The following is an 11,566-nucleotide window of genomic DNA, read 5'->3' as shown; positions in this document are numbered from 1 at the left end:
GTGCGGTGGTCAGTCGGTGGCGATGGCGTTCAGGACGTTCATGCGGCCGGCGCGGAAAGCCGGGACCAAGGCCGCGAAGAGGCCCACGAAGGCCGAGCCGATGAAGACGCCGATGATCGTCGGCCACGGGATGTCGAGGACCTTCAGGCCCTCCAGGGCGAGGAGCTGCTGGGCGGTGGCGCCCCAGCCCATGCCCAGGCCGAGGCCCAGCAGGGCACCGAAGAGGGCGATCACGACCGACTCCATGCGGATCATGCGGCGCAGCTGCCGGCGCGAGAGGCCGATGGCCCGCATCAGGCCGATCTCCCGCGTGCGCTCCACCACCGACAGGGCCAGCGTGTTCACCACACCGAGGATCGCGACGACGATCGCCAGGGCCAGCAGACCGTAGATCATGTTCAGCAGCTGGCCGATCTGGTCCTGCAGCGCCTCCTTGTAGTCGGTCTGGTCGCGGACCTCGTACTGCGGGAAGCCGTGCAGCGCGTCCTTGAGCGCCGTGTACGCGGCGTCCTTCTGCCCGTCCTCGGCCGAGGCGAAGAGCAGCTGGTCCAGCGGCATCTTCTCGGCCGGGACGTACCGGGCGAGGGTGTCGATGGACGTGTACATCGCGCCCGCGTCGACCACGCCGTCGCTGCTGGTGATGGCGCGGACCGTGAGGGAGCCGGTGCTGCCGTCCTTGAAGGCGACCTCGATCTTCGACCCGATGCGGACGTCGTGGTCCTCGGCGAAGTCCTGGTGCACGGACATCGAGTCCGGCCGGTAGGCGTCGGCGAGCTTGCCGGCGACGGTCTCGACCCGCAGGTCGGTCGCGTACGTCGGGTCGGCGGCGGTGATCGCGGTGTCGTCGGTGGTCTTCCCGTCGGGCGTGGTGAAGTCCGCCTCGGTCCACTTGTACTCGGTGATCCGGTCCAGGCCGGGGGTCGACTTGACGGCCTCGACGGCCTCGGGGACCAGCGGCTGGCCCATGTCGTTCTGGATGATGAAGTCCGTACCGACGGTCTTGTCGAGTTCCTCGCCGGCCGAGGCGACCATGGAGGACCCGACCACCGACAGGCACGCCACCAGCGCCAGGCCGATCATCAGCGCGGCGCCGGTCGCGCCGGTGCGGCGCGGGTTGCGCAGCGCGTTGCGCTCGGCCATGCGGCCCACGGGGCCGAAGGCGCGCAGCAGGACCGCGCCGAGGACCCGGACCACGCCGCTCGCCAGCACGGGCCCGACGACGACGAAGCCGATCAGGGACAGCACCACGCCCAGGCCCAGCCACAGGGAGCCCTCGGTGGCCTTGTCGGCGGTTCCGGCCAGGTAGAGGAAGGCTGCGCCGGCGCCGGTGAGGGCCAGGCCGATCCCGCCGCGTATCCAGCCGGCCTTGGCGTCCGCCGGGGTGCCGGCGTCGCGCAGGGCGGCCATCGGGGAGATCTTCCCGGCGCGCCGCGCGGGCAGGTAGGCGGCCAGGACGGTGACGACGACGCCCAGGACCAGGCCGGCCACCGGGGTCGTCCAGGCGATCGTGAGGTCGTTCGTGGACAGCTCCATGCCCATCATGCCCATGAGCTTCATCAGGCCGACGGCGAGGCCGATGCCCGCGCCGACGCCGAGGACCGAGCCGATCACGCCGAGCAGCAGCGCCTCGACCAGCACCGAGCGGTTGACCTGCGTGCGGGAGGAGCCGATCGCCCGCATCAGGCCGATCTCGCGGGTGCGCTGGGCGACCAGCATGGAGAAGGTGTTGATGATGAGGAAGATGCCGACGAGGAAGGCGATCCCGGCGAAGCCGAGCATGGCGTACTTCATGACGTTCATGAACTCGCCGACGCTCTCCTTGTTGGCGTCCGCGGTCTCCTTGGCGGTCTGCACCTTGTAGTCGGCGCCGAGCGCCGCCACGACGTTCTGCTTCAGCTGCGTGTCGCTGACGCCGGCCGCGGCGGTGACGTTGACGTTGGTGTAGACGCCGCTCTCGCCGACCAGGGTCCGCTGGGCGGTGTCCGCGTCCATGAAGAACATCGCGGCGCCGGGGTTGGTGACGGTGAAGTCGGCGATGCCGGAGATCTTCGCGGTGTGCGTGCCGACGGCGCTGATGACGCCGATCTCGTCACCGAGGGTCAGGCCGTGCTTGTCGGCGGTGTCGGCGTCGACCATGATCTGGCCGGCGTTCCCGGGTGCCGCGCCGGAGGTGATCTCCATGGTGCGGGCGTCGTTGTCGTTCCAGCTGCCGACGATGGTCGGGCCGCCGCTGGTGGGCGAGAGGTTGTCCTTGTCGCCGTCGACGACGGTCACGGAGGTGGAGAACACCGTGCCCTCGGCCGACTTCACGCCGTCCGCGCCGCGCACCTCGTCGAGCACGGAGGCCGGTATGACGGGCGGCTTGCCGTTGCCGGAGGTCGTCTCACCGCCGTCGGAGGCGTCCTTGGAGCTGACGGTGACGTCCGCGGAGGTCGCCGCGAACAGCTTGTCGAACGTGGTGTTCATGGTGTCCGTGAACACCAGGGTTCCGCAGACGAACGCCACCGACAGCAGCACCGCCACCGCGGAGAGCGCCATGCGTCCCTTGTGCGCGAAGAAGTTGCGCATCGAGGTCTTGAGCACGGTCATGACGTGCGCCCCCGGGCGTCGAAGTCGGGGGTCTGGGGGTCTCCCCCAGAAAAGCACAGCATGCGGTCGAGAACCTGCTCGGCGGTGGGCTGGTGCATCTCGTCGACGATGCGGCCGTCGGCGAGGTACAGCACCCGGTCCGCGTAGGAGGCGGCGACGGGGTCGTGGGTGACCATCACGATGGTCTGGCCCAGCTCGTCGACCGAGCGGCGCAGGAAGCCGAGCACCTCGGCGCCGGCGCGCGAGTCGAGGTTCCCGGTCGGCTCGTCACCGAAGATGATCTCCGGCCGGGCGGCCAGCGCCCGCGCCACGGCGACCCGCTGCTGCTGACCGCCGGAGAGCTGCGTCGGCCGGTGCTTGAGGCGCTCCGCGAGCCCGACGGTCTCCACGACCCGGTCCAGCCACGCCTTGTCGGGCTTGCGGCCGGCGATGTCCATGGGCAGCGTGATGTTCTCGATGGCGTTGAGCGTCGGCAGCAGGTTGAACGCCTGGAAGATGAACCCGATCCGGTCCCGGCGCAGCCGCGTGAGCTTCTTGTCCTTCAGGCCGGTGATCTCGGTCTCGTCCAGGAAGATCTGGCCGGAGGTCACGGTGTCGAGGCCGGCGAGGCAGTGCATCAGGGTGGACTTGCCGGACCCCGAGGGGCCCATGATCGCGGTGAACCGTCCGCGGGCGATGTCCACGTCGACGTGGTCGAGGGCGACGACCCGGGTCTCGCCGGACCCGTACGCCTTGACGACCTGCCGCGCCCGCGCGGCGACGGCCGTGGTCCCTCCGGTGCCCCCGTGCCTGGGAATGGTCACAGCCGATGTCACGGTATGTCTCCTATGTCGGTCAGCAAGTGCGTACGGTGCCCCTGCGGCCGCCCGCCTGCCCGGCGGCCGTTCGGCGCGTGTTCGTGCGATGTGCTTCAGTCTCGCGGCGGGAGGGGGTCGGGCGCCCTGGTGTTCAGCGCAGTCTTTTCCTGAGGAAAACCCCACCCCTGTTGCTGTGCTCCGCCACCCCCCGGCGGCGTAAAGCCAGACTAAGGACGGCCCCCGCCGCCTCTCGTCCTCCGCCGGTACGAACCCTCCCCGAGCCGTAGTACGGAGATACCCCTAGGGGCTCTCCGCCGACGGGGGGAGTCCGTCTCGGGGTCGGCTCCTCCTGTCGGCCCCCCGAGACTCCTCCCTCCCCCCACGTCAGGGTCAAGTCGCCGCCCCACGAGGGGACTTCAGGGCTCAAAAGTCTGAGTTAATCCGGGTAACACCCCAGGTCAGCCCCCGGAAGGTGGCGATCGGCCCATACCGACCGCTCAGTTCGGCCAAAACGCAGCGCACCCCGGAGCGCGCGAGTAGCGTGCGGTCTCCGCTCCCCACCCCCCTCCCTGCCGTCCCCGCACGGACCCGAGCCACGCAAGGAGCACGGGATGTCCACCGACCCGTACCCACACCCCCACCACCCCCGCCCCCACCGGGCCCCCCACCCGCAGCCCCCGGCCCCGCCCGCCCACCAGCCGCGGCGGGCCCCCCAGCAGGCCCCGCTCGGGCACCACTCCGACCTGCGCCGGCTGCGCAGCGCCTACCGCTGGCAGCGCCGCACCGCCACCCTCACCGCGCTCGGCTACTTCGTCCTCTTCCTCGTCCTGTCGGCGTTCGCCCCGTCCTTCATGACCGGCACCGTCACCGACGGCATCCCCACCGGACTGCTCCTCGCCGTCCTCCAGGTCCCCGTGACCTGGCTCGCCATCGCCCTGTACGAGCACACCGCCCGCCGCCACGTCGACCCCCTCGCGGACCTGATCCGCCGCCAGTCCGCGCTGGACGCCAAGCGGGAGGCGGCACGATGAACCCCGAATTCGGCGGCGACACCCAGGCCATGGCCCTCGTCGGCTTCTCCGCCGTCGCCACGGTCACCCTGCTGCTGTGCGTGATGACCGGCCCCGACCGCGACGACCTCGACGAGTTCTACACCGGCTACGGCTCCCTCTCCCCCCTGCGCAACGGCCTCGCCATCGCCGGCGACTACATCTCCGCCGCGACCGTCCTCGGCACCGGCGGCGTCATCGCCCTGTTCGGGTACGACGGGATCGTGCTCGCCCTGAGCACCGCCCTGTCCCTGATGCTGCTGATGTTCCTGCTGGCCGAACCCCTGCGCAACGCGGGCCGGTTCACCATGGGCGACTCGCTGACCCGCCGCATGCCGGGCGGACGCGGCACACGGATCGCCGCCAGCGCCGTCACCCTCGCCGCGCTGCTGCCCATGATGCTCGTACAACTCGCCGGCACCGGACAGCTCATGGGGTTCGTCCTCGGCTTCTCCGGCGAGTCGATGCAGACCGGCTGCATCATCGGCGTCGGCGCCCTGATGATCAGCTACGCGGCGATCGGCGGCATGAAGGGCACCGCCCTCATCCAGATCCTCAAGATGGTGCTGCTGCTCGGCTCCGGCCTCGTCGTCGCCGCCCTCGTCCTGAACCGCTTCGACTGGAACCCGGGCACCCTCTTCGACGCGGCCGCCGAGGGCAGCGGCGTCGGCGACGCCTTCCTCGCCTCCGGCCTGCAGTTCGCCGGCGGCTCCCACCCCGGCCTGGACATGATCAGCTCGCAGCTCACCGTCGTCCTCGGCGGCGCCTGCCTCCCCCACGTCACCATGCGCATGTACACCGCCTCCAGCGCCCGCGAGATCCGCCGCTCGATGTCCTGGGCGGTCTCCGGCGTCGCCCTGTTCGTCCTCGTCATCACCGTCATCGGCTTCGGCGCGACCGCGCTCGCCGGACGGGCCGCCGTCGCCCAGGCCGACCCGCGCGGCAACACCGCCTACCTGCTCGGCACACAGGCCGCCTTCGGCCCCGAGGTGTCCACGGCGGAGACCCTCCTCTTCACCACCGTCACCACCGCGATCTTCCTCACCGTCCTCGCCTCCGTCGCCGGCATGATCCTCGCCTGCGCCAACTCCCTCGCCCACGACGTCTTCGCCGCCCGCGTCCAGGAGATGTCACCGCGCCGCGAGATGTTCCTCGCCCGCCTCTCCGCCCTCGCGGTGGGCGTCCCCGCGATCCTGCTCGCCACCCTGGTCCAGCACCACAGCCTCCAGCCCCTGGTCACCCTGTCCTTCTGCCTCGGCGCCTCCGCCATCGCACCGGCCCTCGTCTACAGCCTCTTCTGGCGCCGCTACACCCGCACCGGCCTGCTCGCCACCCTCATCGGCGGCTCCCTGTCCGTGCTCCTGCTCATGCCGGGCACCAACCTCGTCTCCGGCTCCCCGGTCGCCGCCTTCCCCGACGCCGACTTCAACTGGTTCCCCTTCACCACCACCGGACTGCTCTCCATCCCCCTCGGCTTCCTCTGCGGCTGGCTCGGCACGGTGGCCTCCGGCCGGGGCCGGGCGGAGGAACAGCGGCGCCAGTACGAGGCCGTCGAGGGCTGGATCCTCGCCGGCGCGGCGCGCAGGAGAGGGTGAAGCGCCCCGCTCACTCCACCACCCGCCCCGTCAGCGCGCTGAGGCTGGCACACACGTGGTCCATGTGGGTCTGCACCTCCTCCCGCCGGCCGGCGTGGTCACGCAGCACCCGCTCGGTCTCCCGCCCGATGCCCTCCGCGCGCACCCGCGCCTCGTCGAGCACCTCCGCCGCGCGCTCCCGCGCCTCCTCCGCGCGGCGGAGCACCGACTCCTCCGCCTCCGCGAACACCTGCCGCGCCTCGGCCAGCGCACACTCCGCGCGCGCCTCCGCCTCCGCCTGCCGGGCCACCAGCTCGGCCACCCGCGCGGCCTCCTCGCGCTCCACCGCGTCCAGCCGCTCCGCCTGCTCACCCGCCACCTCGGCGAGCGTCTCCGAGGTACGCTCCCGCATCCGCCGCAGCTCCGCCAGCGTCCGCCCGCGCTGCTCCTTCACCTCCAGCCGGGCCTCGATCCGGATCTCGTCGGCCTCCGCGCGGGCCGCGGCCAGCCGCTCACCGGCCCGCCCGTCGGCACCGGCACGCACCGCGTCCGCGGACGCGCGCGCGGCCTCCTCCACACCGGCCGCCTCCTCGCGCGCCAGGTCCACGAGGTCCCGCGCCTGCTGGCGGGCCCCCTCCCGCACGGCCGTCGCCTCCTCCCCCGCCAGCTCGAACAGCCGCCTCGCGCCCTCCCCCAGCGACTCGTACGTCTGCACAGGCAGCGCCGCCACCCGCATCCGCAGCAGCTCCAGCTCCTCCTCCATCTCCCTGGCCAGCACGGTCAGCCGCGCCGCCCGCTCCCAGGCCGCGTCGCGTTCCTTCGAGAGGGCCTCGACGTACGCGATGACCTGCAAAGGACGGTAGCCACGCCCCCGTACGACCTCGAAGCCCTGCGACGACACCGATGCGCTGCTCACCCTGCGACCCCTCTTCCACGCGACGGACTCTCGAAGCCCAGCACGACAACCGAGAACGAAATGGGATGAATCGCGCACATCTTGATGGATCACACGGAAGTGTCCCTAACGCGACACTCCGCTTGGCGGGCACGCAAAAGCCGGGCCCGGTCGTCCTCCCGACCGGGCCCGGCCCCTCACCTCACACCGGATTCAGCGGCGACGGCTCACAGCAACCCGTCCCACATCTGCTCCAGCAGCACCGACCACCAGCTCTCCGGCGAACCCAGCGCCGCCGGGTCCAGCGCCGCCAACTGCGCCTGGAAATCGACCGTCCAGCGGCCCGCCTGCTCCTGGTTCAACCCGAACCGCAGCCGCCACATCCGCCCCAGCAGCGCCAGACACCGCGCGAACTCCGGCAGACCGGTGTTCACGAACTGCGGCGGCACGGACACACCGCCCGGCCCGGCCTCCACCGGCACCGCGACGATGTTCGCCGTGCCGTACTGCACACAGACCGCCTTGCCGAAGTCACTGCCCATCACCAGGTACGAGCCCGCGTCCGGAGCCGCCTGCACACCCCGCTCCACGGCCAGCTCCGCCAGCGTCGGCACCGGACGGCCCGGCTGCGCCTGCGCCCAGAAGAACGGGCCCATGTCCATCGGCAGCCCCGCCGCCACCAGCGTGTGCGCCACGACTGGCGGCACACCCTGCCGGGACACCGCCGCCTGCTCGAACCGGAACACCCCCGGCCCGAACGCCCCCGCCAGCTCCTGCGCGATCGCCTCCGGCGGAACCGGCGGCACCGGCTGCACCGGCGGAATCGGCGCACGCACCGGCGCCGGACGCGCCGGACCGTCCGCCACCTGATGCAACTCGCCCTGGTGCGCGAGAAGTTGCGCCATGCCCTGCTGACGGCTCGCATGATCCGTGCCGTACGGCGCGATGGACGTGATCCGCGCCTGCGGCCACTGCTCCCGGATCATCCGCGCACAGTACGCACCCGGCAGCTCGCACGACTCCAGCTCGGTGTGCAGCTCCAGCACCTGGTCCGGCGGCACGTTCATCGCACGCAGCTCGTGGAAGATCTGCCACTCCGGATGCGGCGTACCCGGCGCCGAACGCCGGATCAGCTGCTGCTCGCTGCCGTCCTGCGCGCGGTAGCGCAGCACGGCCTGGTAGCCGGGACCGACGGTCGGCTGACCGGTCGGCCGCGGCGGATAGCCGTACGCCGGCGGCTGCCCCGGACCACCCGGAACCCCGGGCGGCGTACCGGGCGGCGGCACCGCCCCCGGCGGCACCGCTCCCGGCGGCATCGGCGGAGCGCCGGCGGGCGCACCGGGGGGACCGGGCGGCGGAGGCATACCCGGGCCGGCCACCGGAGGGGCGGCCAGCACCGTCTCCGCGTGATGCACGGGAGGGCGTCCCCCTCCGGCGGCACCCGGAGCACCCGGTGCGCCGGGCGCGGCGGGAACACCGGGCGCGCCGGGAGCACCCGGAGACGCCGGCGCTCCGGGACCGCCCGGGCCCGGAACGCCCGGAACACCCGGGTCGGCGAACACCGTCGCGGCATGGTGCACCCCGCCGGGCGGCGTACCGGGCGCGCTCGGCGCACCGGGCGGAGGCGGCACGGGCGCACCGGGCGGAGGCGGCGTCGGCGCACCGGACCCCTCCGGGCCCAGCGACGACCCCAACTGCGTCTGTACGTACCCGCCCGCCGGACCGGGCGGCGGGGGCGTACCCCCCGGCCGCGCACCCGGGGTGCCCGGCGCACCCGGAGGGGGCGGCGTCGTCGGGCCCCCCGAACCGCGGCGCGGCGGCGGAGCCGCCTTGCTCGTCGCGGCGTCCGCGATGTCACCCGCGTTCGGCGCGAGCGGCCGCTCCGGCACACCCGGACCGGCCGGCGGCGGTGTCGCCCGCCCCGCGGCGGAATCCGGCACCGCGGGCGCGACAGCCGTCGGCGGAAGTTGACTGCCGCCCGACATCAACGCCGTCCGCGCCTCCGCGACCGCGGGGGGCGGCGGCGGGGCGTCCTCGCCCGACTCGCTCAACTGCTGCGCGAACACCGTCTCCGGCAACGGCACGGAACGGTCCTCACCCGCATCGGCGTTGGTGTCCGTACCGGCCCACGGAGTCGCCTCCGCGTCCCCACCGTCACCGGCCCGCTCACCGCCCCCGCCGGCCACGGGCCACGCGGACCCGCTGTCGGCCCCGGCAGCCCCCGGCACCGGAGCCCCCGAACCCGGAACCGCACCCTGCGCCGGAACCACCCCGGCACCCGCCGTACCGGCGACACCCGAACCCGCGGCACCCCCCGAGCCCTCACCCCGCCGATCCGGAATCCCCAGCCGGTCCGCGGCCTCCTGCAACCACTCCGGCGGACTCAGCAGGAACGACGTCTGATTCAGATCCACCCGCGCCGCCGGCGCCGGCGCCGGCTCGGGCGCCGCCGCATCACGGCCGTACTCCTCCTCGTACCGGCGGATCACCTCACCCACCGCCAGCCCCGGCCACAACGTCGCCTCACCACTGTCCCGGGCGATCACCAGCCGCTGCGCGCCACCGTCCGAACGCGGCCCGTCCGCACGATCCTCCGCCCACACCACGAACCCGAGACCGAACTCCCGCACCCGCACCTCACGGTGCTGATACGCCGGCACATCCCCGTTCACCCACTCCTCGGCGCGCTCCTGCGCCTGCGCGAACGTCACCATCGCCGAGCCTCACTCCCCAGCCGCAACCGGAACGACACGCGCGAACCCGCCGTCCACCATCAGATTCGCCACCGTCTCCAACTCCGGCGGAGACCCCGCGAGCCGCGACAGGAACACGTCGAAGTCCTCACCGCACGACAACAGCAGCCGCTCCACCCGCTCGGCCGGCGCCCACGACGGATCCACGTCCCGCACATCGTCGTACGCGCAGAACCACACCGAACCCTGCCGCTCGCCCCGCACCTTCACCGCCAGCAGACCACCCTGCACGAACGCCACGCACAGATAGTCCTTCGTCAGATGATCACGCAAGCACTTGTTGACGTACACCAGATCATTGACCGCCGCCTCGTCCCGCACCGTGAAGAACGGCTGATCCACCAACAAACCCAGCTCCGCGTCCAACGCCGTCCCCACCGGCGCACAACCACCCGCCGCCTTCAGAAACGACCGATACGCACCCGGCAACCGGTACCCCAGATCCTCCTCGACCCCCAGCACCTGCGCCTCCGTCACCGCCACACCCGACTTCGGCAACCCGAAATGCGCCGGACGCGTCTCCTGCAACGGCCGCGTCCCCCGCTTACCGTGATCCACCGCCGACGTCGCCACCCCACCGTGATGCCGCAACAACGCCTTCACCTCGACCGGCACCAACTCCAGCCGCCGCGACCCCACCACGTGATGCCACGTCCAGCCATGCGGCGTCGCCACCGCCGGCACCGTGTCCCACAACTCATGACCACTCGCCGCCAACGCCGCGTTCGCCGACACGAAATCCGTCAGACGCAACTCATCGACACCGAAACCCTCCGGCGGATCCGCGATCTCCACCGCCGCACGCGCATAAGGAGAGAAAACGGGATACCCATGCTCATCCACCCGCACCCCCCGCGGATGACGCGCCGCCCGCACCGGATCCGGAAAATGCACGACCTGCCCCGCATAGGCCGCGTTCGGCGGCGCGGCACCTCCCCCTGCCTGGCGGCCGGAAGCAACCCCCAGCCCGAGCCGACCTGTCGTCATGGCGGTTGCCCCCTGCGGCACTCTGTACGACCCACACCGCCCCCTACGGACGGTTACGGAACGTATTCGACTCTCACGTCTGTCTCGACACACTTACCGCCCCGACCCCACAGCGCCCGCACACACAACCGCACGGATCACCGCATGGATCGCGGCGCCGACAGCCTATGCGGTACACCCCCACCGGTCACCGGCACCGGCCACCCACCCCCTCCACTTCCGTGACCAACCGTCACCCTCCCGTGACAGCCCGCCCAAACCCGGGCGTGTCGCCACGCCCCCGCTTCCGCATCAGCCACCCGATTTGGCACTCTGTGACCTCCGGGGAGATGCTCGGGAGGGGATGACGATCATGAACGCAACACAAACGGGGACCCACACCGGCCCATCCGGCGACCCCCGAACCGGCGACCCCCGCGTCGACTGGAGCACCACCGACACCACCCCCGCCCCCACCCTCCACCACCGCCGTGACGGCATCCTCCCCACCATCGCCGCCGCCCTCACCCTCCGCGGCACCACCCTCACCGCCACCCCCGCACGCGGCGACACACCCCCCGCCCTCCACCCCCTCGTCCAGGACTTCCTCGACACCCTCACCAGCGACCAACGCGACCGCTTCACCGGCCGCTGCGCCGAAACCATCCTCATCTCCCGGCACATCACCACCCTCGACGCCGCCCGCAGCAAACGCGCCGCACGCAAACCCATGACCAACGGCGAAGCACGCAAAGCCCTCAAACAAGCCAAACTCACCACCCGCCGCATCCGCGAGGACGGCGACCCCCTCCACGACAGCTACGCACCCCCCTGCCGCGCCTGCACCGCCCTCACCGCCCACTTCGGCGTCCGCACGGTCGACCCCGCCGCCACCACCACCGACGGCTGAACCCACACCCCACGACCACGACGAACGAAGAGC

At 72.2% G+C, this 11,566-nt stretch carries 8 protein-coding genes; 3 read left to right on the top strand and 5 right to left on the bottom strand.

Features of this window, described 5'->3' with window-relative positions:
* Positions 1-9: 9 nt before the first annotated feature.
* Both ACZ434_RS24685 and ACZ434_RS24680 read right to left on the bottom strand, forming a co-directional pair.
* Complete coding sequence (locus ACZ434_RS24685; protein WP_468459354.1) at positions 10-2,589, bottom strand: ABC transporter permease; 2,580 nt, start codon at positions 2,587-2,589, stop codon at positions 10-12.
* The gene (locus ACZ434_RS24680; RefSeq protein ID WP_468459352.1) at positions 2,586-3,404 is read right to left on the bottom strand and encodes an ABC transporter ATP-binding protein; all 819 of its coding nucleotides are present in this window, start codon (positions 3,402-3,404) and stop codon (positions 2,586-2,588) included. Before ACZ434_RS24680 ends, ACZ434_RS24685 begins: the two co-directional genes overlap by 4 nt.
* Positions 3,405-3,997: 593 nt before the next feature.
* On the opposite strand from ACZ434_RS24680, the gene ACZ434_RS24675 reads away from it, so the two are divergent.
* Together ACZ434_RS24675 and ACZ434_RS24670 are read left to right on the top strand one after the other, a co-directional pair.
* The gene (locus ACZ434_RS24675) at positions 3,998-4,417 is read left to right on the top strand and encodes a DUF485 domain-containing protein (RefSeq protein ID WP_468459350.1); all 420 of its coding nucleotides are present in this window, start codon (positions 3,998-4,000) and stop codon (positions 4,415-4,417) included.
* Complete coding sequence (locus ACZ434_RS24670; protein ID WP_468459348.1) at positions 4,414-6,030, top strand: sodium/solute symporter; 1,617 nt, start codon at positions 4,414-4,416, stop codon at positions 6,028-6,030. The genes ACZ434_RS24675 and ACZ434_RS24670 overlap by 4 nt, the downstream gene beginning before the upstream one ends.
* Before the next feature lie 10 nt (positions 6,031-6,040).
* Here the strand turns inward: ACZ434_RS24670 and ACZ434_RS24665 are convergent, their stop codons facing one another.
* From ACZ434_RS24665 to ACZ434_RS24655, 3 genes are all read right to left on the bottom strand, one after another.
* Positions 6,041-6,925 (bottom strand): cellulose-binding protein, encoded by an 885-nt coding sequence (locus ACZ434_RS24665; RefSeq protein WP_468459346.1) that lies wholly within the window; start codon positions 6,923-6,925, stop codon positions 6,041-6,043.
* 206 nt (positions 6,926-7,131) lie between these two features.
* The gene (locus tag ACZ434_RS24660) at positions 7,132-9,618 is read right to left on the bottom strand and encodes an SUKH-4 family immunity protein (protein WP_468459344.1); all 2,487 of its coding nucleotides are present in this window, start codon (positions 9,616-9,618) and stop codon (positions 7,132-7,134) included.
* Positions 9,619-9,627: 9 nt separating this feature from the next.
* Entirely contained in the window at positions 9,628-10,644 is a 1,017-nt protein-coding gene (locus tag ACZ434_RS24655; RefSeq protein WP_468459342.1) for an SMI1/KNR4 family protein, read from the bottom strand.
* 352 nt (positions 10,645-10,996) lie between these two features.
* Between ACZ434_RS24655 and ACZ434_RS24650 the strand changes: the two genes are divergently transcribed.
* Positions 10,997-11,533 carry a YwqJ-related putative deaminase gene (locus tag ACZ434_RS24650; RefSeq protein ID WP_468459340.1) on the top strand — a complete coding sequence of 179 codons (537 nt, stop codon included), beginning with the start codon at positions 10,997-10,999 and terminating at the stop codon, positions 11,531-11,533.
* The last annotated feature ends 33 nt before the right edge of the window (positions 11,534-11,566 follow it).

Source organism: Streptomyces sp. NPDC030893 (assembly GCF_055571535.1).
This window is presented reverse-complemented; position numbering and strand designations above follow the sequence as displayed.